Genomic DNA, 20,996 nt, shown 5'->3' on the forward strand with positions numbered 1-20,996 from the left:
TTCCTGCCCAGAGAATTTTTCTCTGGGTTTTTATTGTGCTATCTATTAACTAAGCAGCAGATTGTATATTAGCTTCTTCCTTTTCTTTTTCTTGTTGCTTTTCTTCTTTAAATGTTAAGGGGCGTAGGATTGGTTTGCCTTCGGATGTTAGTTTTTGAGTCAGGATAATGCGAGCCTTGAGATGGTCAAAGCGACGGTAACCGTAACCGGTTCGTTTAACGAGCTTGATTTTATTGTTAACTCCTTCAATATAGCCATTAGATAAGGTGTAATGACAAGCTTTCTTGATTCCTTCGAGATAGCGCTTAATGGTATTAAAGCTCTTACGAAGTGGACGAGAGAAGGTATATTTTCGGCTTTCTTCTAACAAGTATTCAATTTCCGAGTCATGATGGTGATTGACGGCAAACTTCATCCGATTGACCCAGTCATAAGCTTGCCTCAAGCGAGGATCTAACTGAATCAAATAGTCCACTCGCATTTTCTCAGTCATAACTCCCTCATAAAGACGATGAGCGTAATAGTTGGTAAAGTCTAACGTTTCGCTATTTTTGAGGATTAACTTCCACTCTTGCTTGAGCTTTCGATAATCACGTGGGCGTTTTGTCTTGAGGTGATTCATCACCTTCACTCGTATTTGATTTAAGGTCCGATTCAGTAGTTGGATGACATGGAAGCGATCAATAATCATTTTGGCATCAGGAAAGAGCTCTTGGAAGAATTTATAGTAAGGACTGTACATATCAATAGTAATCGTCTTCACTTTTCGACGCTCTTGTAGAGAATAGCGCATAAAATAAGCTTCGAGGGTCTTTTGCGTGCGATCTTCTAAGACATCAAAAAGAGTATGCTTATGATTATTAACAAGCACGCAGGACATGGCTCCAATAGCTGATTTAACAGATTTAAATTCATCAATAGCTAGATGTTGAGGTAGATGTGGACGGTAGCTCTTCTCTGCTTCTAAACTCTCTTCAAGTATACGAATCACCGTGGTCACGGATACGTTGAAGTGTTGAGCAATCAAGGACATGGACTGTGTTTGAGCCAGTTCAAAAAGGATCATGTGCTTGATTCGCTTACTAATAAAGGAATGCGCATCCACCAGATCTGTCTGAGCAGTAAAGGTGTGCTGACAATGCTTACAATAGAATCGTTGCTTTTTCAAAACTAAACGAATCGCTTGAAAGTCTAGTTGACCTAGAAGAAGCTTGGACTTTACAAATCCGTGGTTGATGATATCTGCACTTGAATGATTGGTAGCACCACAGTGCTGACAAGCCGTAGGGCGGTAGGTTAAAGTGCCAATTAAATGGATTTCATTACGATTCTTATGGCGAACGGTTTCCACTTGGTCTTCTAATTTGATATGTGGGTCTTCAATTTTTAACAATTTTGCGATACAATGGTTCTGAGTCATAGGAACTTCCTTTCTAATGTTTGATTAGCACTTACATTTTAGGAATTCTATGGCTCTTTTTCAATATAAAATAAAAAATGATGCCAATGAGTTTTCACTCACCAACATCATTTATTATAGAACCTTTTTTTCAACATTGTTCGTAAAATAATTTTATCGAAATATTTATGGACATGAATATAAAACTGTTTATGGTATACTAGTATAATAATGTGAAGACGATATAACAATATTATAGGAGGAAGTAAGAATGCTAAGGCTTCTTTCAACCAAAGATCGCCGACAATTATCGCTGCTCAATCTTTATCAGCAAAATGAAAATTTAAATTTGACCTATAAAGAACTTTCTGAGCGCTTAGATTGCACTCGGTCAACGATTATCCGAGATTTGAATGAAATTCAGGAAATTTTCCCGAATGAATTAGTCGTCACTGAGTCTGGAAGTCTAATTAATATTGGCTTAAACCGTACGACGACAGATAAATATTATTTCCGAAAATATAGCGAAAAAGCAACAACATTTCGTTTATTATGTGCTTTGATTCGGGAAAAATATCGTTCGATTGAAGAGTTTAGTGAACGGATTTTTGTCAGTCGAAGTTCTACGTATCGAGCAATTAAACAAATCAATCAGTTTTTTGAGGAATCAAAGATTCCACTACAGATTACAACCTCTCCCCTTGAACTACGAGGGGATGAATTAATGATTCGCTTAATCTATCCATATATTTTACACCACTATGATGATATTTCTGTGTGGCCTTTCAAAGATATTAGCCAACAGGAAGCAATTGAACTTTTTGAAATAATGTCAGCAAATTCACCTTATCTCAAAAACTTTACTTCGAATCCGCTACTGTATTTACAAGTTGGCTTAAACTATGAGCGTTTTGTGAACGGTTATCCCTTAATGAAGGAAGATTGGACGATTGGAAATAAAGACTTATCCGTTATCTTATCTGGCCAAGACCCTTTTGATGAAGTAGAAATTCATGGACGAGTCTTTTCGTTATTCGAATTAATTCCACAACTGGCGCCGGGAATTATATATGAGGGAACATTGCTAAACCGTTCGATGCTCGAAAAAAATAAAATGATTCCGGATCAGGTCAAAAATGCAATCGTAGAATTTGAGCAAGATATGTTCAAACTCAAGGATAAGTATGAATTACAAGCCGCTACACAAAAAGATATTGAAATGATTTCTTTAACCATCTATAACTTATGTGTCTCAGAAAATGAAAATATGAAGTTTATTATTGATGATCCGATTGGGCATCAAAGTAATTTGGTTCATGAAGTTGCGGTTATCAATCCACAATATATTCTTGATGTACGAGCAATTATTCAAGATTTTTGCGAAAAATTGAATGTAAATCCCGAAATCTATACTGAAAGAATTGAGTTTTTATTGTTCTATTATATTATTATCTGGCCAGATACGATTCTAGAACTAAATAAAATTGTAAAAATTGATCTATTGCTTTATACAGGTAACTGCCAATATGACCTGGAATATAAAGCGATTCTTGATCCTATTGTTCACAGTTATGTAACGGTTCATGTTCAAAATCGTCCAGTGGATTGGGAGCAAGTTTTAAAGAGTCGTGAGTATGAAATTATTATGACAAGCTACGATATTCCTGAAACTCCGGGTATTCATACCTTTAACATTCAATCGATGCCAAATGTTGAAACGTTTCTTTGGATTTATCAAATAGTCAGACTCATTAATGACTCAGACACATCGATGCTGTCCAATATACTACTAAAAAAATAAAGCTTTGAAATAGATGATCTATCGCCTCACGATTGTGAGGCGATTTTTTGTTGGAGTAAGTGGGTGTTCTTAAATAGTAGTTTTGTGACAAAACTCGGAATATAAATTTCTGTAATTTAACAAACTGATAAGAGTGTGATGGAGTTGTTCGGAATAAAAACAAAATAGGTGAATAAAAGCCAGTAAAGCAATGAATAATGGAGTATACTCTTTAAGTATTTTACAAAAAGGTGTGATTGCAATGCACCGTTAGTGAAGGAAAGGTGGTAAAAAAATAAGACCGAGTTAATACTGGGCAAGTATGGCAGTGACAATAATAAAAATAAGTCAGAGAATTATTATTTAACAAATATTAGGAAACTAAGACCGAACAAAACAAAGGCAATCTACCTGAGACAGGTGAGAATTCTGCCAGAATAGCACTGGTTATTACGAGCTTGATGGCTGTGGTTTTAGGAGGAGTAATTCTATCTTCTTCAAAAGAAGGAAAGCATATTTAATCGAAGATAGGTTTGGCGATCTCGCCAAACCTTTTTTGAATAAGGAAATCCTGGTGCAAAAATATTTCTGTTTATGGAACACCATAACACGAAAACTCGATCTACTTTCTGTTTATGACACTCCACAAACAGAAAACTCGCTTCTCTTTCTGTTTATGGAACACCATAACACGAAAACTCGATCTACTTTCTGTTTATGACACTCCACAAACAGAAAACTCAACATATTTTCTGTTTATGGCCCTCCATAACACGAAAACTCGATCTACTTTCTGTTTATGACACTCCACAAACAGAAAACCCAACATATTTTCTGTTTATGAGATTCCATAACACGAAATCCCACTATATTTTCTGTTTATGAGATTCCATAACACGAAAACTCGTCACATTTTCTGTTTATGACACTCCACAAACAGAAAACTCAACATATTTTCTGTTTATGACCCTCCATAACACGAAAACTCGCTTCTCTTTCTGTTTATGGCACTCCATAACACGAAAGCTCGACCCAATTTCTGTTTATGAGCACCTGCATCTCCTAAATCACCCACAGTCTCAGTCAAACCAAGAAAACTTAGCGGTCAACTTTCAAAACGCCCATCTTCTCTGTTGTAAAACGCTTCAATTATATTTATAATTGATTAAACGATAAATTAAGGAGTGAGCCAATGGCTTTTAATAAAATAGAAACACGTGAGCTACCCGATATTCAGTCGACGGCGACCGTCTATCAACACGAAAAGACGGGCGCAAGAGTTTTAAGGTTAGCGAATGAGGATCCAAACAAAGCATTTATGATTGGGTTCCGCACACCACCATACAGTGACAACGGGATTACGCATATTATTGAGCATGCGGTGCTGAATGGGTCTGAGAAATACCCGTCAAAAGAACCGTTTGTAGAAATCATCAAAGGATCATTGAATACCTTTGTTAACGCAATTACCTACCCAGATAAGACCGTGTACCCGATTGCATCGACAAATCAAAAAGATTTTATGAACTTAATGAGCGTTTATATGGATGCGGTATTCCGTCCGAACTTGCGCCATGATTCACAGATTTTAGCTCAAGAAGGTTGGCATTATCATTTAGAAAATTTGGAAGATGATTTAATTTATACTGGCGTCGTCTATAATGAAATGAAGGGAGCAACGGCTTCACCAGAAGTTCAGCTCTACAATATTCTTTCAGCGGCACTTTATCCGGATTCAGCCTACCGCCATGAATCAGGCGGGCATCCTCGAGCGATTCCAGATTTGACCTACGAAGAGTTTGTAGATTATCACGCGACCCACTACCATCCGTCAAATTCTTTCACTATTTTATATGGTGATATGGAGGAAGCACCGGCATTTAATCTATTAGAAGAATACTTTGAGACTTATGAAAAAAGTGATGAAGTTATCAATTTAGCTTTTACCCCAACCGCACCAGTCAAAGACCGGATTGATGCGACGTATTCAATTACGGAGGGAGAAGATTCAGCAGGTAAGACATTCTTAACGCTCGCTTGGAACGTATTAACTGCAGAAGATCAACTCGATCTCTATGGAATGGAAGTTCTCTGCGAGATTTTGATGGGGAATAATGAATCTCCATTGAAGAAAGCTTTGCTGGAAGCGCAAGTTGGAGGCAGCATCGAAGGTTCCATGGACCCACTAGGCTATGTCGATATGTTCAATATTACGGCCAAATATTCTGATGCTTCGAAGTTAGAGACATTCAAGCAAGTTGTCCATGATACCCTAACGCAATTAGTTAAAGAAGGTATTCCGACTCAATTAATCGATTCAGCTTTAAATAAAATCGGCTTTAAATTTAAAGAAGCCGCAATTTCAGAGAGTAATCCACGTGGTGTTATCTTCGCGATTCAATCCTTAGCAGGTTGGTTATATGATGAAGCGCCTTATTTAATGTTTGAATTCTCACATTATTTAGAAGAAGTCGCGAAACGTGCGAAGTCAGGATACTTAGAAACATTAATCCAAGAGAAATTATTGGATAATCCACATCGAGTTGAAGTTGTTCTTGAAGCAGAACCGGGTAAAAATGACCGAGCTGAAGCAGCAGTGCTTGAAAAACTCCAAGAATATAAGGCTAGCTTAAGTCAAGAAGAGCTTGAGGCTATTGTAGAAAGCACGCACCAACTCATGGAGCGTCAATCTACACCGGATAAACCGGAAGACTTGGATAAGATTCCGTCACTTCAACGCTCAGACTTAACGATTGAGCAAGAAGATTATAACTTAACGAAAAAAGACTGGGCAGACTTTGGTACGTTCTATGTGAGCGAACAATTTACTTCAGGCATCGACTATATTAATCTATACTTTGACTTGTCGGATTTTGAAGCCAAAGATTATATTGCGCTCGGCCTATTATCGAATCTTTTAACTAACGTCTCTACTGAAAATCACTCGCTGAGCGAGTTGAAAATTGCGATTGACTCTCATACGGGGGGTATCGATAGTGAAGTAGTGGTCTTAGAAAATCGTGCGGGTCTGGTGAAGCCTTACTTCGTCATCAAAGGGAAAGCCCTACATGATCAACTTGAAACTCTCGTTGACTTGCTACATGAAGTCGCAACAGCCTCAACCTTTAACAACAAGACAGAAGTTCAAAATGTAGTCGCAGCTTCGATCTCTGATTTCGAGCAATTAGTTGATTTTAGAGCGAATATGTTAGCGGCAGCGCGAGCGGCAAGTCAATTACGTCCAGGCTCTAAATTAGCTGATAATGCAAAAGGGATTGAATTCTTTAGCTATCTAAACACATTCCGTAAAGAGTTTGAATCCGACCAAGCGGAAGATAAATTAGAACAATTACGTCAAGTGTTTGCCAAGTTGCTTCATCGTGAACGTTTCAATGCACATTACATTGGGGATGCAGCCGTAGCAGATGAAGTTCAAGCCATTCTAACTGATAAATTTGCTACCTTAAGCACAGAACCGATGGGCGAAGCAATTCATTATCAACCTGGAGCAAAACGCAATGAAGCTTTCATTACTTCACAAGACGTGAACTATGTCGTCTTAGGTGCAGATTCGCGTGAAGCGATCGAATTTCGTGGGTCGAGCTTAGTTATGGCGAATATTGCGAACTATGATTTCTTATGGAACGTGGTACGCGTTCAAGGCGGTGCCTACGGTGCAGGATATCGCAATGACCGTTCAGGTCGTCTGTGTTTTACTTCCTACCGCGATCCGCATATTGCGCGGACGTTGGAAGTTTATCATCAATTACCAGATTACTTAGCGGAAATCGATATCTCCGAAGAAGCTCTCTTGAAGAAAATAATTGGAACATATAGTAGTTTAATTCAACCGAAATCAGCCTATGACAAAGGAGCGGCGGCATTCTTTATGGATCAGCAAGGCGTCACAACAGAAGATTTATTAAAACTGAAGCAAGAAGTCCTCGATACGACCTTGGAAGAGGTTCATGCTTATCAAGAGCCATTGTATCAAGCGTTACAAGATAGTACCGTTGTTGTAATTGGTAACAAAGTCCAAATTGAAAAGAATGCCGATTTATTTGACCAAATTGAAACCTTATAGTACAAAAGCCTAACTTAAAAGAAGGTGCGCAATGCACCTTCTTTTAATATGGACTAAATTATGAATGCTTATAGCACACCTAAAACAATATAGTTTAGTATAAAGAGTCCCATTGAAATCCATAAAATAGGATGGACTTCTTTAGCTTCACCTTTAATAATTTTGATAACACCGTATGTGATAAAAGCAGCCGCAATCCCATTAGAAATGGAGTAGCAAAGCCCCATAAAGACGGAACCGAAGAATGCTGGAACAGCAAATTCAAAGTCGGACCAATTAATTTCAGCAAAACTAGCTAACATTAAAACACCGACAACGATCAGTGCTGGAGCGGTTGCTTGAGGTGGGACGACACCAATAATTGGAGATAGAAACATGGCTAAGATAAAGCACACAGCGGTTGAGACAGAAGTTAAACCTGTTCTACCGCCTGCCCCAATCCCTGCAGCGGATTCGACAAAAGTGGTCGTATTACTTGTCCCTAATAGTGCACCGAAGACCGTTCCAAAAGAATCTCCGAATAGCGCGCGGTCCATTTTAGACGTAATCCCTGAAGAGTGTTCGAGTTCAGCAATATCTTGGTCTGAGAAGATGCCGCTGCGACGGCCCGTTCCGATAAAAGTTCCAATGGTATCGAAGACATCCGATAAACTAAAGGCAAAAATTGTCATAATGACGACAGGAATCCGTGTCGGGTCTCGGAAGAGTGAAGGTAAACCTTCAGGCTTGAAAATGACGAAGAAGGTCTCGCCTAAAGCTTTGAATGAATTTGCTAAGTTGCTCGCACCAAAATCAATCGATGATAAATCAACCGTCCCAGTTGCGATGGCTAGTGCCGTAGTGGCGATGATTCCAATTAGGATTGCCCCTCGAACATTGAGAATCATTAAGGCGACGGTAATGAAAAGTCCTACAATCACGAGTAAGATTTCGATATCTAGCACATTGGCTAGCTCAGGTAAGACGCCGCCATTCATCAGAATTGTTTCAACACCTTGGCCCGCGCTGACTTGGTTACCTGCCGTTCCGTTAACGGAGATAATTTGAGTAGCGTCTGCTAAGAAAGTTAGTAGCCCCGCATTTTTAATTCCTAAATACGCAATAAAAACACCGATACCAGCAGAAATAGCGTGTTGAATAAAATCAGGAATGGCTAGAATTAGCATTTTACGTACGTTTGTAATTGTAATTAATACGTTAATAATTCCGCAAATAAAGACCATAGACAAAGCTTCTTGCCAAGTGAAACCTAACCCAAAAACAACGGTATAGGTAAAGAAAGCGTTCAATCCCATACCTGGACCTAGAGCATAAGGTACATTTGCGAATAGTCCAATAAATACCGTTGAAATCGCTGAAGCAAAAATTGTCGCTAAAAAGACTGCTTGGCTTGGCATTCCCGACAGGGCAAGAATCGCCGGATTCACAAAGATAATGTACGACATGGCGAAGAAAGTGGTAATCCCAGCCAAAATTTCTGTGCTGACATTGGTTCCATTTTCCTCTAACTTGAAGAAACGCTCAAGACTTAACATAACATCCTCCTATAAAATAAAGATAATTACATCACTATCATACAAACGCAAAGATTAGAATGCTATCAAATCAGGTAAAAGATTCATAGCTAACGAAGGAATGTTCGTGTTTCGATCTATAAACTGTGATATAATGAGAGCGTTATGATGGGAGGGAATCGTTTGGAGAAAGCTTTTGTAATCGGAGATATCCATGGGATGTACGACGACTTAATGATGATGTTAACCCATTGGAATCCTACAAGTGAATTATTAATTATGGTGGGAGACTATATCGATCGCGGACCCGCTTCGGACCAAGTACTGTATTGGGTCAAGGAAATGACTGAAAAATATCCGGAACAGTTTATCCCACTACGGGGGAACCACGAAAAGATGTTGATGGATTTCTTAAATAATCCACTCGAGAAGCGTAAACTCTATGAACGTAACGGAGGAAATTATACGCTCTCTCAACTATTAAAGATACCGATGGAATCGGTCATCGAGATGGATGCCGTCGAATTAGCTGAGCGAGTTAAAGAAGAATTTCCTTGGCTTATACCACTGCTTGAGTCAACGCGTTTTTATTACCGTTTTGGCGATCATTTGATTGTTCATGCGGGCGTTGATTTAGAGCAAGAAGATTGGCGCCAGACTGCACTCGATGAATTCGTCTGGATTCGTGAACCGTTCCATCAAGGTGAAAATCACACAGGATTGAATATTATTTTCGGTCACACGCCGATTCATTATTTACATGATAAGGATGAACCATGGGTTGAAGACCACAAGTGGGGTATTGATGGCGGCCGGGTCTATGGTGGACCGTTATTTGGCATTCGGATTAACTCACAGGAAGTTGAGGAAGTTTCTCTCTGAGAAAAGTGACCTGCCATCTTATGACGAGGCCAATGATCAGTAGGTAAAGCTTGTAGTATTTGGAATAGTAGAGGAGTTTGGAATAATTACGTATGGCAGCAGAAAAAAACGAAGTAATCAATGAATTAGAAATTATTAAAAGTATCAGTCAAGAAACGAAGATTCAACCGAAGCAAATTCAAGTTGTACTAAACTTACTAAGTGAAGGAAGTACGATTCCTTTTATTGCCCGGTACCGAAAAGATCAGACAGGTTCGTTAGACGAAGTGCAAATTCGTGATATCGAGCAACGCTACCGTTATCAAATGAATTTAGCAGAGCGTCGTGAAGAAGTACAACGTCTTATTGCTGAACAAGACAAGCTGACCGATGCATTAGCGCAAGAGATTTCGCAAGCGACCACGCTGCAACAATTAGAGGACTTATATCGTCCATATAAGCAGACACGTCGGACAAAAGCGACGATTGCCCGCGAACAAGGATTAGAGCCGTTAGCGCTATGGCTTAAGACTGGTGGGGAAGGCGAAGTAAATGCGATCGCTGAGCAGTACTTATCTGAAGAAGTAGAAACCATCGAAGATGCCTTACAAGGGGCGCATGAGATTCTAGCAGAAGAAGTCGGTAACCACCCACAATTTCGTGATTTTATCCGTAAGTATATGGCTTACAATGCAATCTTAATGACTTCGGTTAAAGATGAAGAACGCGACCCGCAAGGTGTTTACAGCCAATATTATGATTATCAAGAACCCGTACAACAAATTGTTGAACATCGAATTCTAGCAATTAATCGTGCTGAGAAAGAAGACGTCATTACAGTTAAAATCGAACTCGATGAAGTGCCAGCGATCAATTATATGATTAAGCGCTATATCATGGATGAATTAACCGACTCACAACGCGAACGCGTTGAAGAAGCCATCCGTGATGCTTATAAACGCTTTATCTTCCCGGCACTTGAGCGCGAATTACGCAATAGCTTATCCGAACGCGCAGGGGAGCAAGCGATTAAAGTATTCGGTGATAATGTGCAAAACCTGCTTCTCCAACCCCCGATGAAAGGCCAAGTTGTGATGGGCTTTGACCCTGCTTACCGAACCGGATGTAAATTAGCGATTGTTGATCCAACTGGTAAAGTGTTAGATAAAGCAATCATCTATCCGCATCTTAAAGGAAGTTCCAGTCGTAAGGAAAAAGCAGCCGATGAACTATTAAGATTAATTCAAGATTACAATGTAGATATTATTGCGATTGGTAATGGGACGGCTAGTCGTGAGAGTGAGCAATTTGTAGCCGAAGTGATTCAAAATCACCAACTGGATACGAAGTATATCGTGATTTCTGAAGCGGGAGCATCAGTCTATAGTGCGAGTGCGATTGCGCGCGAGGAATTCCCTGATTATGAAGTCGAAGAGCGTAGTGCTGTTTCGATTGCACGTCGTTTACAAGATCCGCTGGCTGAATTAATTAAGATTGATCCTAAATCAATGGGCGTCGGGCAATATCAGCACGACGTGAACCAGAAAGACTTAAATGAGCAGTTGAATTTCGTTGTCAATATTACGGTGAATAAGGTCGGGGTAGACATTAATACTGCCAGTGCGCAACTCTTAGAGCATGTCTCTGGGATGACGGCAGCAACTGCTAAAAATACCATTGCTTTGCGTAATGAGATTGGACACTTCAATAATCGTCGTCAAATCAAAGAAATCAAACGCTTAGGGCCAAAAACCTATGAACAAGCGGTTGGATTCTTGCGAATTATTGGCGGCGATAACCCACTGGATAGTACGGGGATTCACCCGGAATCTTACGATACAGCGGTTGCGATTTTAGCGGACTTAGGATTGACCCTCGATACCATCGGATCCGAGTCAACGACTGAACGCATCTTAGCGTTAAAAGCGAGCGAAGTTGCTGAAAAACACCAAATAGGTGAAGCGACGGCCGAAGATATTCTACAATGTTTGGCGCATCCATTAGCAGATATTCGGGAAGGGCAGGCAGCGCCAACGCTGCGTTCTGATGTCCTCACGATGGGAGACTTAGAAGTCGGGATGGAGTTAGAAGGCATCGTTCGAAATGTTGTCGACTTCGGAGCATTTGTTGATATTGGGGTGAAACAAGATGGACTCATCCATATCTCACAACTTTCGAATCGCTACATCAAACATCCATCTGAAGCGGTCGCCGTGGGTGATATTGTCCAAGTTGAAGTTATTAGCTTAGATCTTGATAAGGAACGGATTGGCTTGAAGCGATTGAAATAATATAAAAAGATCGGGTTGATGATTTTTATCAACCCGATTTATTATGAACTCAATATTATTAATATAACATGCGGCCGAGAAGACTCGAACTTCCACAGGAGTAAATCCCACTAGCCCCTCAAGCTAGCGCGTCTGCCATTCCGCCACGACCGCTTAATCACTTGTCTATCATACCGATTTTTTCTCAAGCTGTCAATTAGAAGATGAGTAAGAGACACTGTGAGAACAGCCCAATTGTGAACGCGAGTATACCAGCGCTTCGAGCAGGGGTAAAGTAAGCAATTAAGCCAAATAATATACTGAGCGGCGCGAGGATTTGTGGTTGCCAAGCGAAACTGATGATGCCAACAATCATTCCAAGCCATGCAATCCAATTGCCTAATTGCAGCACCATACGTCTACGATGCATTTTCGATGTTTCAGCCATCTGACTTCACTTCCTTTCATAATCCATTATATCAAAGAATCGAAAATTATAGTACAATAAGCATGCAAGGAGGGAGTTCAATGGTCTATTTATTTATGGTTGTTATTATCGGAGGATTAGCCTTTTTCTATCTCAACTCTCGCAATGCGATGATGAAGTTCCAACAAGAACAAGAACGTCGAGCGATGCATCGCATGGGATCAGATACGAACGATACAAGAAGACAGATGTTCAACCAATCTCAAATGGGTGAGGACACGGATAACGATGTCGAAATTATTCGTAAAAAATAATAAAATACCCAAAAAGCTGACTGAGACAGGAAGATCCTATCCAGTCAGCTTTTGTATGGTCTAAATTAATTTTTATTCAAAGGCAGTTAATTTCCATTCAACATGATCGCCATCACTTAAGATAAATTCATTGGCGCCTACTTCTGCCATCTTACCGTTCACATCGTATAACCACCAAATATTTTCTTTTTCATCTTGGGCATGGTCATTAATTTTAGAGATAAAACCATCTTTTTCAACAACCTCAAAGTGTTCTTTCATAACATCCAGCAAGTTTGCGCCTTCTGCCACCTTAAAGGTTTGCTCTCCTTTGTTGACAATCTCATCTTCTACGATAATATCAATCGTTACTTCTAGTTCAGCTTCTTCCGCCACGGTCGTTGATTCAACGGTGGTTGATTCAGTCGGAGCTGCGTTGTTTTGTGGCTGACACGCCGTAAGAACAGTGGCACCCATTAACAATAAGACAATTTTTTTCATCCAAAGAGACATGATAATCCTCCTCAATCATTATTTTCTTACAATAGTTTAAAAGAAAAATATCGAATAAGCAAGCAGATTCGAAATACTTTACATTAGACTCGTGTGGTGACAAACCACCGCTCTGCCAAGTGCGCATGCCCAAATGAAGTCGGGTGGACTCCATCTTGACCAGCGACCGTAGTGCAACCTAACCCTTTCGCCAGCCGATTCATAATCGTATGTGTTTTAACGAGGAGGACGGCTTCATCTTCAGCGAGTTGGCTAATCGCTTGATTCATTGCGAGTAAGTCTGTTAACATTGCTTGGTTGAATTCAGGTTCTGGCAGTAAGAAAGGCTCTACTATAATTATGTGGGTAGCAGCGTTCTGTGCTTTGACTGATTGGATCAGGTAACGGTAATGAGCGATAAACTGAGCTAGTCCATCTGGTGTTAAGTGTGTTTCCGCCGAATATCGGTGCCAAATATCATTAATACCAATTTGAATAGTAATAATATCTGGTTGATAATCCAGACAATCGCTTTGCCATCGTTCGACAAGATCTGCAATCGTATTACCAGAAACTCCTCGATTGATGATATTCAAATGATAATGGAAGAATTTACGGTATAAATCACCTGCGATCATATTGACATAACCTTGGCCGAGATTCGCCTGGAAAAAGTCACGGCGTCCACAATCTGTAATACTATCCCCAATAAATAAAAGTGTGTCTTTCGGTTGAATATTTAACATAATGAGCCCTCTTTCAATCGATAATTCTAACTGAATGATAATACAGACACTGATTTCATGCAAGACATGTAGTTTTCTGTTTATGGTGACTCATAACACGAAACCTGGGTCGGTTTTCTGTTTATGGCAACTCATAAACAGAAACTTCGTCGGTTTTTCTGTTTATTGCGATTCATAAACAGAAACTTTGGTTGGCTTTCTGTTTATTGTGATTCATAAACAGAAACTTCGTCGGTTTTTCTGTTTGTGGCGACTCATAAACAGAAACTTCGGTTGTTTTTCAGTTTATGGCAACTCATAAACAGAAACCACGCCTGTTTTTCAGTTTATGGCAACTCATAAACAGAAACCACGCCTGTTTTTCAGTTTGTGGCGTTTCACAACACGACAACTCAGATTGTTTCTATTTATGGTATAATTCAACTATCAAAGAAAGGGGTGGACCGATGGCAAAAAAGCGTAAATCCAGTAAGAAGAAGTCAACATCACGGCGCAAAAATCAACGCACCCGACAATTTACGACCGGGAAAGTCGTCTTAAGTTTAGTAATCATCGTATGTATCATCGGCGGATTCGTTGGTTTGTGGTTGCGTTTCTTTGGCGGTTCACCCGTCGATTACGCTTATTATCAATCTGTTGCGTCACAATATGCGCCCGACTACTTAGACCATCAACTAGAGATCGAGCAGCTCATTGAAGAACGAGGAGACCGCCCTGCCGATGTCGGACACCTCTTTATCCCCCGTCATCCAGCGCAACTGTCTTCACTTGAATCAGCCGATCAAATCGATATTCCTTACTATAATCAAAATGATCCGCGCTGGGCTAACGTATCGTATGGCACTGATGATTCCCGTAAGTTATGGGAAAATGGCTGTGCGATTGCATCGCTCGCGATGGTGGACGCTTACTATGGCGGTCCTTCCTCGCCTCAATCGATTGTACGTTGGGCAGGGGATACGTATTACTTACACCATCAAGGAACGGCGTGGAGTATCTATCATGATTTTGGGGAGCATTTTGGCTATCAAGTGACCGATCTGGGTAATGATTTTACCCAAGCGATGCATCATATCCAATCGGGCCACCCGGTCATTGTCGCTGTTGGACCGGGTGCGTTTACGCGAGGTGGACATGTCATGGTTGTTAGAGGTTATGACGGCTACAATGTATACCTCAATGATCCCAATGATTCACCAGAATTTTTCTGGTCAATTCAACCCGTCGCAGCGCAAACCTTGATTGATAGTAGTTTAAACTACTGGGCTTTCCAACCGCAATAAAATATTCCATTAGAAAAGCAGGCTGAATTCAGCCTGCTTTGATTGTTATATAGGATTTGTGTAAAGCTTAAAAGAGTAATTTATCTGCACCACTGAATGGCCAGTCGAGCGCTGCCATTGCCAGTACATTGAGGTAATGCCATGGACGGTCGAAGTTAGGTTGGAAATGAATATCCGCTAACGCTAACTGTTCTAAGGTCCACTCGCTTGAAATCGCAATTGATAGGGCAACAATTCCATCTGAAACATCGTGTTTACTCATCAATTGTCCACCTAAAATGCGATGTGACCTCGCATCATAGAAGATTTTCATCATAATTTCATTGTCCTCTTGACGCATAAAGTCTGGATAGCGTTTCTCTACAACATAAGTACTTGCGACTTCACCATCATATTGATCGGCGTTGGATGAAGATAGGCCGGTTGTTACAAAGTTATAATCGAAGTAACGTAAGGCAGAAGTTCCATTCATAGATGGCATCTTCATTGGATGGCCTAATGCGTTCATGGCTGCGACAACCCCTTGGCGACGCGCCATCGTTGCCAAAGCAATTGGGAATGGCTTACCAGTTGGTCCGTATGGAATATAGGTTGAGTCCCCGCCTGCGTAGACATCGTCGGCAGAAGTTTGTAAGTATTCGTCCACTTCAATGTAGCCATGATCATCCATCTTCAAGGTATCTTTCAACCAGCCTGCGTCTGGTTTCACACCCATTGATAGAACGACTAAGTCCGCAGCGTATTCACCTTTATCAGTTACAACTGATTGAACGTGTCCCGCTTCATTGCCGGTGAATTTCTCAACGCGCTCGCCACCTACAAATTTAACACCTTTTTGACGTGCGTGTTCCGTTAAAATATCGGTAAACTCAGTATCTAAGTAAGTGTTCAAGATGCGGTCTGCTAAGTCAACAATGGTTGTTTCGATGCCTTCGAGTGCTAAAGCTTCCGCAACTTCTAGCCCGATGTAGCCACCACCGACAACGACTGCTGTTTTTGCAGTCTTCATTGCGTCTTTCACAGCTTGCGTATCTTCTGGCCCACGGAACGTTGTAATGCCATCAAGATCTACACCTTCAAGAGGTGGTTTCACAGCCACCCCACCTGGGCTTAGTAATAGTTTGTCGTATGACTCTTGATGTTCACCATCGTGATCTTTCACCGTAACGGTCTTCGCTTCTGGATCCACACCGACAACATCGCTGCCACAGTGAATATGGATGCCTTGTGATGCGTAAGATGCTTTATTGGCAAAGTGTAATTCGTCTAAGCTCTTAGAGGTCCCCTCTATATAAGATTGGCTACCTCAACCCATAAATGACGCATCATCACCACGTTCGTATAAATGGATTTCAGCTTGAGGTTCTTGCTTTAATAGGGTCTGCACTACTTCGTAACCGAAGTGAGAGGTCCCAACTACTATGTATTTCATAGATACTCCTCCTTATTTATAATAGGTTAAATTAAGTATACCTTTCTCCGTAATTTTCGCAACTATTTGGCTTGATATGAAAAATATTTAAAATATTAATTGATGTGTGGATAAGGTCGACCCAGTCCCAACTGAGCACGACAGCAACGTCGCGTCTTAATTGATAAATACGTCGTTTCCATCTATACTGTATAAGGTATATTAAGCTGTGCTAAAAAGACTCGAAGGAGGGGCCGATGCGAATGAACCAACATTACAATATTCAATTTCACGATCAGGCAATCGGACGTGAGAAGGAGATTCTCGACTTATTGACGAAGGTGATTGACCCTGAGCTTGGGATCGATATCGTCAATATGGGACTAATCTATGAAGTTACCTTAGATGAAGCCGGCAAATGTTTAGTCATTATGACCTTGACTACGATGGGCTGCCCATTAGTCGATTATATTGTCGGAGATATCAAGTTTGCTTTAGAGCACCTGCCAGGAGTTGAAACGGTGGAGTGCCAGATTACGTTTGACCCACCATGGGACTTGACGAAAATGTCACGTTATGCACGGATTGCGCTCGGCATTCCAATGAACGGCTAACACAAATTGAATTTAGATAAGAAGGAGTATCACATGTCTACATTAGAAATTATTGATTTACACGTTGAAGTTGAAGGGAAGTCAATTTTGAAAGGCGTCAACTTAAAGATGTCTAGCGGAGAGATTCATGCCATTATGGGACCGAACGGAACAGGAAAGTCTACCTTGGCCCAAGCTATCATGGGGCATCCTGCTTATAAAGTTACCCAAGGCCAAGTCCTTTTAGACGGTCAAAATATATTAGAACTAGAAGTGAACGAACGCGCTAAAGCCGGACTGTTTTTAGCGGTACAATACCCAAGCGAAATTACCGGAGTTACCAATGCGGAATTTATTCGTGCGGCAATCAATGCACAGCGCGAAGAAGGCGACAGCATCGGTGTGATGGAATTTATTCAGAAATTAGATGAGAAGATGGCGCTGCTCGATATGAAAGAAGAAATGGCAGAACGCTACTTGAATGAAGGTTTCTCAGGCGGAGAGAAGAAGCGTAATGAGATTTTGCAAATGTTAATGATTGAACCGAAATTTGCGATTTTAGATGAGATTGACTCAGGTCTTGATATTGATGCGTTACGCCTTGTGGCCAATGGGATTCACAGTATGGAGCGTGATGACTTCGGTGCGTTAATTATTACGCACTACCAACGTTTATTGGATTATATCGAGCCAGACTATGTCCATATTATGATGGACGGTCGAGTGGTTGTGACCGGCGACAAAGCGTTAGCCGTTCAATTGGAAGCTGACGGTTACCGTGGCTTAGCAGAAGAATTAAATCTCGATCTGTCCCAAGAGGAGGGAATGTAAGTGCTAGCATCATTTCAACAAGCTTGCCAAATTGCGCAAGTCGCAAGCCAAGCGAACGAGCCGCAATGGGTGCTCGACCGCCGTCAAGAATCGGCAGATTTATATGAAAGCTTACCTTATCCAAAAGTTGAACGGGGTAAAATTTCTCGGACGTTCGACCTAACATCAGGCTATGAACGCAAAGAGCATGAAGTGCCGGCGGAACTCTTAGATCATGTTAAGTCTGTTTCGTCAGAAGAAGTAGCAGCAAGCATTATCTTATTCCATAATCAATTGATCCATCGTGAGCTCGCCCCGGAACTGGCTGAAGCGGGTGTCCTACTTCTAACGCTCGAAGAAGCGATGCAACAACAACCCAAATTAATCGAACAATGGTTGATGACGCAAGCCTTGCCGTACCAACATGATAAATATGCTGCCTTGCATCAAGCGTTAATGAGCAGTGGCGTCGTTGTCTATTTACCAAAAGGCGTGCAGATTGAACGGGCAGTACAAGTTCATTTAATTCAAGATGCCCGAACGACGTCGTCTTATCACCCACACATTTTAATTGTGGCGGAAGAACAAAGTGCGATGCAATATATGGAACGTTTATCAAGCGTTGGAGAAGCACCAAGTAATGCGACTATTGTAACAGAAATCATTACGCAACCAGCGAGTCGCATTCAATATGCTGCGATTGACTCGATGGGCGAATCCATCACGACTTATTTGCGTCGTAATGCCTACCAATTGCGAGATAGTCAAATTGATTGGGCGGTCGGGGCTTTAAATAACGGAACGACGATTTCGGATTATAATGTTGACTTACACGGTGAAGCATGCCAATCCGAAGTCAAAATTGTCTCAATTACTCACGGTGAACAAAAGCATGTCATTGATACGAAAGTAACGAATTATGCCAACCATAGCGACGGGGAAATTTTCCAACATGGAGTCGTATTGGACCAATCAACCTTAACGATGAACGGAATTGGTCATATTATTAAGGGATCCAAAGATGCGAACTCCCAACAAGAATCTCGTATTTTAATGTTATCGGATGAATCGCGTGGCGATGCGAACCCAATCTTATTGATTGATGAATTTGAAGTCCAAGCAGGACACGCTGCTTCGGTAGGTCAGCTAGATCCTGTCCAACTGTTTTACTTAATGAGTCGCGGACTTACACGTAAACAAGCTGAACGATTAGTGATCCGTGGCTTCTTAGGTCAAGTTATCCAAGCAATTCCGCTAGCGGAAGACCGTGAAGCTTTAATCGAATCGATCGAACAGAAGTTGGCGACGTTAGCATGATCAATAGCATAAAGATTCGCCAAGATTTCCCAATTTTAACGACAAAAGTAAATGATGAGTCACTTATTTATTTAGACAATGCGGCGACAACCCAAAAACCGCAGCAAGTGATTGATGTGATTGAGCATTACTATGAGACGATGAATGCCAATGTCTACCGCAGCCCCCATACGTTGTCTTATATGGCAACGGAAGCATACGAAGGGGTGCGCCAACGCGCGGCTGACTATCTAGGCGCTCAATCCGCTGAAGAGATTGTTTTTACTAAAGGGACGACTCACAGTCTGAATTTGGTCGCCCAAGGTTATGCCCAATCCATACTGCAACCAGGTGACCAAATTGGTCTAACTATTACCGAACACCATGCGAACTTAGTGCCTTGGCAACAAGTTGCGAAGCGAACTGGCGCCGAGCTGGTCTTCTTGCCAGTGGATCCAGTGACTGGGCAAATTGAACTTGAACAAGCAATGGAACGAATTACCGATAAAATGCGAATATTAACTGTTAGTCACGTCTCAAATGTCTTGGGTGTTACGCAGCCGATCCAACAGTTAGCGGAGCGAATTCACCAGGTCGGTGGCGTTATCGTCGTCGATGGCGCACAAGCGGCCGCCTACCATCCGCTCGATGTAACGGAACTTGATGTCGACTTTTATGCGTTGAGTGGACATAAGATGTGCGGTCCAACCGGCATTGGGATTCTTTATGGTAAAAAATCATTACTACATCAGACGCAACCGATTGAATTCGGTGGTGAGATGATCAACCAAGTAGGACTATATGAAGCGAACTGGAAGCCAGCTCCTTATTGTTTTGAGGCGGGGACGCCAAATATTGCAGGAGTGATCGGACTTGGCGCCGCCATGGACTACCTTGATTCGGTAGGACGCCCGCAAATTTACCAACATGTTCAAGCCTTAACGGATTGGACGATCCAAGCACTAAGAGAGATCGAAGGTGTCACAATCTACGGCTCTCAGAACCCAGGAGAGCATGCTGGTGTAATTAGTTTTAACATCGATCAGATTCACCCGCATGATGTTGCGACAGCCATGGATCAACTCGGCATCGCAATTCGTGCTGGGCATCATTGTTGTCAGCCATTGATGCGACACTTGGAAGTCCCAGCCACAGCACGCGCAAGCTTTTTTGCTTATAATACGCAATCAGATGCTGAGCAATTTGTGAGAGCAGTGCAACTAACGAAGGAGTACTTTAACCATGAGCCTTAATAAACTCAATCGGATGGATCAACTGTATAAAGCGGTGATTGTTGAACGATCAACACATCCCAAACACCGAGGACAACTCGCTGGAGCGACGCATGAATTCACCTTGTTGAACCCAAGTTGTGGGGATACAGTCTATGTTCAAATTCAAGTGGTAGACCAACGCGTTGAAGCAGTCTGCTTCAATGGGGAAGGGTGTGCCATCTCAATGGCGTCGGCCGATATTATGGCAGAAGTTCTGCAAGGCAAGACGTTAGAAGAAGCAGAACAATTAATTGAAGACTTCAATGCGCTCGTGCAAGGTCAGCCTGTTGCGCACCTTAGCCAACTCGGTGAAGCGCAAGCGATTGAGGGCGTCCGGCAATTTCCAGCCCGAATTCGCTGTGCCCAGCTTGCCTGGAAAGCTTTCCAACAAGCGGTGGATGAAGACGAAGTTGAGTAATCAGCGACCCTAGCATATTAAACATTTATTAAACTTTAGAACAAC

Annotated in this window: 18 protein-coding genes, 1 tRNA gene and 1 pseudogene; 12 read left to right on the forward strand and 8 right to left on the reverse strand. The window is 41.5% G+C overall.

The features are described 5' to 3' along the window. Positions 1 to 49: 49 nt before the first annotated feature. Positions 50 to 1,420, reverse strand: a complete 1,371-nt coding sequence (locus tag CYJ57_RS06485) for an ISL3 family transposase (protein ID WP_101954594.1) — start codon at positions 1,418 to 1,420, stop codon at positions 50 to 52. 250 nt (positions 1,421 to 1,670) lie between these two features. Between CYJ57_RS06485 and CYJ57_RS06490 the strand changes: the two genes are divergently transcribed. From CYJ57_RS06490 to CYJ57_RS06495, 3 genes and pseudogenes are all read left to right on the forward strand, one after another. Then, positions 1,671 to 3,200 (forward strand): helix-turn-helix domain-containing protein, encoded by a 1,530-nt coding sequence (locus CYJ57_RS06490; protein ID WP_101954595.1) that lies wholly within the window; start codon positions 1,671 to 1,673, stop codon positions 3,198 to 3,200. Between the two features lie 377 nt (positions 3,201 to 3,577). Then, positions 3,578 to 3,700: pseudogene (locus tag CYJ57_RS08100) on the forward strand (LPXTG cell wall anchor domain-containing protein); the annotation flags it as partial. Between the two features lie 671 nt (positions 3,701 to 4,371). Then, positions 4,372 to 7,263, forward strand: a complete 2,892-nt coding sequence (locus tag CYJ57_RS06495) for an insulinase family protein (protein ID WP_101954596.1) — start codon at positions 4,372 to 4,374, stop codon at positions 7,261 to 7,263. Positions 7,264 to 7,331: 68 nt separating this feature from the next. Here CYJ57_RS06495 and CYJ57_RS06500 read toward each other — a convergent pair whose 3' ends face one another. Continuing rightward, entirely contained in the window at positions 7,332 to 8,798 is a 1,467-nt protein-coding gene (locus CYJ57_RS06500) for an NCS2 family permease (RefSeq protein ID WP_101954597.1), read from the reverse strand. A 162-nt stretch (positions 8,799 to 8,960) separates the two neighbouring features. Here CYJ57_RS06500 and CYJ57_RS06505 point away from each other — a divergent pair, with 162 nt between their 5' ends. Together CYJ57_RS06505 and CYJ57_RS06510 are read left to right on the forward strand one after the other, a co-directional pair. After that, the gene (locus CYJ57_RS06505) at positions 8,961 to 9,659 is read left to right on the forward strand and encodes a metallophosphoesterase family protein (protein WP_180764426.1); all 699 of its coding nucleotides are present in this window, start codon (positions 8,961 to 8,963) and stop codon (positions 9,657 to 9,659) included. Positions 9,660 to 9,751: 92 nt separating this feature from the next. After that, on the forward strand, positions 9,752 to 11,929 hold the full coding sequence (locus CYJ57_RS06510; protein WP_101954599.1) for a Tex family protein: 2,178 nt from the start codon (positions 9,752 to 9,754) through the stop codon (positions 11,927 to 11,929). A 69-nt stretch (positions 11,930 to 11,998) separates the two neighbouring features. Here the strand turns inward: CYJ57_RS06510 and CYJ57_RS06515 are convergent. Both CYJ57_RS06515 and CYJ57_RS06520 read right to left on the reverse strand, forming a co-directional pair. Further along, positions 11,999 to 12,082: transfer RNA gene (locus tag CYJ57_RS06515), tRNA-Leu, on the reverse strand. Positions 12,083 to 12,125: 43 nt separating this feature from the next. Next, complete coding sequence (locus CYJ57_RS06520; RefSeq protein ID WP_101954600.1) at positions 12,126 to 12,356, reverse strand: hypothetical protein; 231 nt, start codon at positions 12,354 to 12,356, stop codon at positions 12,126 to 12,128. Between the two features lie 80 nt (positions 12,357 to 12,436). Here CYJ57_RS06520 and CYJ57_RS06525 point away from each other — a divergent pair, with 80 nt between their 5' ends. Then, complete coding sequence (locus CYJ57_RS06525; protein ID WP_101954601.1) at positions 12,437 to 12,649, forward strand: hypothetical protein; 213 nt, start codon at positions 12,437 to 12,439, stop codon at positions 12,647 to 12,649. A gap of 72 nt (positions 12,650 to 12,721) precedes the next feature. Here the strand turns inward: CYJ57_RS06525 and CYJ57_RS06530 are convergent, their stop codons facing one another. Then, positions 12,722 to 13,129, reverse strand: a complete 408-nt coding sequence (locus tag CYJ57_RS06530) for a DUF4430 domain-containing protein (RefSeq protein ID WP_180764427.1) — start codon at positions 13,127 to 13,129, stop codon at positions 12,722 to 12,724. 95 nt (positions 13,130 to 13,224) lie between these two features. Beyond that, a complete protein-coding gene (locus CYJ57_RS06535) occupies positions 13,225 to 13,866 on the reverse strand; it encodes an SGNH/GDSL hydrolase family protein (RefSeq protein ID WP_101954603.1) in 642 nt (213 codons plus the stop codon). A gap of 446 nt (positions 13,867 to 14,312) precedes the next feature. On the opposite strand from CYJ57_RS06535, the gene CYJ57_RS06540 reads away from it, so the two are divergent. Beyond that, positions 14,313 to 15,149 carry a C39 family peptidase gene (locus tag CYJ57_RS06540; RefSeq protein WP_180764428.1) on the forward strand — a complete coding sequence of 279 codons (837 nt, stop codon included), beginning with the start codon at positions 14,313 to 14,315 and terminating at the stop codon, positions 15,147 to 15,149. A 67-nt stretch (positions 15,150 to 15,216) separates the two neighbouring features. On the opposite strand, the gene CYJ57_RS06545 is transcribed toward CYJ57_RS06540, so the two are convergent. Both CYJ57_RS06545 and CYJ57_RS07940 read right to left on the reverse strand, forming a co-directional pair. Beyond that, positions 15,217 to 16,440, reverse strand: coding sequence for an FAD-dependent oxidoreductase (locus CYJ57_RS06545; RefSeq protein ID WP_280522423.1), 1,224 nt, complete (start codon positions 16,438 to 16,440; stop codon positions 15,217 to 15,219). Positions 16,441 to 16,455: 15 nt separating this feature from the next. Further along, positions 16,456 to 16,581, reverse strand: coding sequence for a hypothetical protein (locus CYJ57_RS07940; protein ID WP_006700952.1), 126 nt, complete (start codon positions 16,579 to 16,581; stop codon positions 16,456 to 16,458). Between the two features lie 242 nt (positions 16,582 to 16,823). Between CYJ57_RS07940 and CYJ57_RS06555 the strand changes: the two genes are divergently transcribed. From CYJ57_RS06555 to sufU, 5 genes are read left to right on the forward strand one after another with little or no spacing between them, the layout of a single operon-like run. Further along, positions 16,824 to 17,174, forward strand: a complete 351-nt coding sequence (locus CYJ57_RS06555; RefSeq protein WP_101954615.1) for a metal-sulfur cluster assembly factor — start codon at positions 16,824 to 16,826, stop codon at positions 17,172 to 17,174. 33 nt (positions 17,175 to 17,207) lie between these two features. Then, the gene (gene sufC / locus CYJ57_RS06560) at positions 17,208 to 17,984 is read left to right on the forward strand and encodes a Fe-S cluster assembly ATPase SufC (RefSeq protein ID WP_101954606.1); all 777 of its coding nucleotides are present in this window, start codon (positions 17,208 to 17,210) and stop codon (positions 17,982 to 17,984) included. Then, positions 17,985 to 19,280, forward strand: coding sequence for a Fe-S cluster assembly protein SufD (gene sufD / locus CYJ57_RS06565; protein WP_101954607.1), 1,296 nt, complete (start codon positions 17,985 to 17,987; stop codon positions 19,278 to 19,280). After that, on the forward strand, positions 19,277 to 20,512 hold the full coding sequence (locus CYJ57_RS06570) for a SufS family cysteine desulfurase (RefSeq protein ID WP_101954608.1): 1,236 nt from the start codon (positions 19,277 to 19,279) through the stop codon (positions 20,510 to 20,512). The genes sufD and CYJ57_RS06570 overlap by 4 nt, the downstream gene beginning before the upstream one ends. Beyond that, the gene (gene sufU / locus CYJ57_RS06575; protein ID WP_101954609.1) at positions 20,502 to 20,951 is read left to right on the forward strand and encodes a Fe-S cluster assembly sulfur transfer protein SufU; all 450 of its coding nucleotides are present in this window, start codon (positions 20,502 to 20,504) and stop codon (positions 20,949 to 20,951) included. Before CYJ57_RS06570 ends, sufU begins: the two co-directional genes overlap by 11 nt. The last annotated feature ends 45 nt before the right edge of the window (positions 20,952 to 20,996 follow it).

It is taken from the genome of Falseniella ignava (assembly GCF_002847645.1).
In the GTDB taxonomy this organism is placed as follows: domain Bacteria; phylum Bacillota; class Bacilli; order Lactobacillales; family Aerococcaceae; genus Falseniella; species Falseniella ignava.

Coding starts and splice junctions, on each gene's coding strand:
- CYJ57_RS06485 (WP_101954594.1), bottom strand. CDS start 1,420: ATGACTCAGAACCATTGTATCGCAAAATTGTTAAAAATTGAAGACCCA.
- CYJ57_RS06490 (WP_101954595.1), top strand. CDS start 1,671: ATGCTAAGGCTTCTTTCAACCAAAGATCGCCGACAATTATCGCTGCTC.
- CYJ57_RS06495 (WP_101954596.1), top strand. CDS start 4,372: ATGGCTTTTAATAAAATAGAAACACGTGAGCTACCCGATATTCAGTCG.
- CYJ57_RS06500 (WP_101954597.1), bottom strand. CDS start 8,798: ATGTTAAGTCTTGAGCGTTTCTTCAAGTTAGAGGAAAATGGAACCAAT.
- CYJ57_RS06510 (WP_101954599.1), top strand. CDS start 9,752: ATGGCAGCAGAAAAAAACGAAGTAATCAATGAATTAGAAATTATTAAA.
- CYJ57_RS06520 (WP_101954600.1), bottom strand. CDS start 12,356: ATGGCTGAAACATCGAAAATGCATCGTAGACGTATGGTGCTGCAATTA.
- CYJ57_RS06525 (WP_101954601.1), top strand. CDS start 12,437: ATGGTCTATTTATTTATGGTTGTTATTATCGGAGGATTAGCCTTTTTC.
- CYJ57_RS06530 (WP_180764427.1), bottom strand. CDS start 13,129: ATGAAAAAAATTGTCTTATTGTTAATGGGTGCCACTGTTCTTACGGCG.
- CYJ57_RS06535 (WP_101954603.1), bottom strand. CDS start 13,866: ATGTTAAATATTCAACCGAAAGACACACTTTTATTTATTGGGGATAGT.
- CYJ57_RS06540 (WP_180764428.1), top strand. CDS start 14,313: ATGGCAAAAAAGCGTAAATCCAGTAAGAAGAAGTCAACATCACGGCGC.
- CYJ57_RS07940 (WP_006700952.1), bottom strand. CDS start 16,581: ATGAAATACATAGTAGTTGGGACCTCTCACTTCGGTTACGAAGTAGTG.
- CYJ57_RS06555 (WP_101954615.1), top strand. CDS start 16,824: ATGAACCAACATTACAATATTCAATTTCACGATCAGGCAATCGGACGT.
- sufC (WP_101954606.1), top strand. CDS start 17,208: ATGTCTACATTAGAAATTATTGATTTACACGTTGAAGTTGAAGGGAAG.
- CYJ57_RS06570 (WP_101954608.1), top strand. CDS start 19,277: ATGATCAATAGCATAAAGATTCGCCAAGATTTCCCAATTTTAACGACA.
- sufU (WP_101954609.1), top strand. CDS start 20,502: ATGAGCCTTAATAAACTCAATCGGATGGATCAACTGTATAAAGCGGTG.